Source organism: Mycobacterium sp. (assembly GCF_008709575.1).
Lineage (GTDB): Bacteria > Actinomycetota > Actinomycetes > Mycobacteriales > Mycobacteriaceae > Mycobacterium.
Genome location: NZ_VYIK01000381.1, coordinates 1 through 677, shown reverse-complemented (window position 1 = coordinate 677; position 677 = coordinate 1). Strand labels below are relative to the sequence as shown.

Annotated in this window: 1 protein-coding gene and 1 pseudogene; one reads left to right on the top strand and one right to left on the bottom strand. The window is 70.0% G+C overall.

All coding sequences use genetic code 11. The features are described 5' to 3' along the window. Positions 1–359 (bottom strand): annotated as a pseudogene (locus tag F6Q13_RS19080) (ATP-dependent DNA ligase); the annotation flags it as partial. 126 nt (positions 360–485) lie between these two features. On the opposite strand from F6Q13_RS19080, the gene F6Q13_RS19075 reads away from it, so the two are divergent. Beyond that, positions 486–677, top strand: a 192-nt coding sequence (locus F6Q13_RS19075; protein WP_293059859.1) for an SDR family NAD(P)-dependent oxidoreductase, incomplete at its 3' end; no start/stop codon positions are given.

Genomic DNA, 677 nt, shown 5'->3' with positions numbered 1-677 from the left:
TGGCGCAGAAACGCCTGCTCGGTCTCGGTCGCGGCGGCGAACAACCCGGCGACCAGGTCGGTGCGCCGCGCCTGCGCGCCCTTACCGCAGACCGCCTTGATCGACGACAGGGCGGCGTCGACCGCGCCGACCCTCAGCGTCGGCTGCGCCGCCGCGGGTGGTAGCGAGCGCAAAGTGGCCCAGCCGACACCGATTTGACGTTGCGGCAACTCACCGGAAAGCCACGCAACCACGACCGCGACCAGCTCGGAATCCGGGGCGGCCCGGCTCAGCAGCCCGGCGATCCGCGCGATTTTGGCCCCCCGTGACGTGGCACCCGCTACCTGCACCGAGGTAGCCGCCACATCGATGAGCAACACAGACCAGCATTACACGCCTGGCCGGCAGGGTCACGCACGGTCGCGGTAACGTGCACGCGTGCGGGGGACGCGCACCGCAGTACGGGGCAGCCGGGCAACCGGAGTCGGTCACCCGAGGAGGTTTGGATGCAGATCAACGGCAAGAAGGTGATCGTCGTCGGCGGCGCCTCGGGGATGGGTCGCGCCAGCGCTGAACTGCTCGCCGAGCGCGGCGCCAGTGTGGCGATACTCGACCGCGAGGCTTCCGACGGCAAGGACGTCGCCGCGAGCCTCACAGGTGGGCGCGGTTTGTTCTACCCGGCCGATGTCACCGACTTC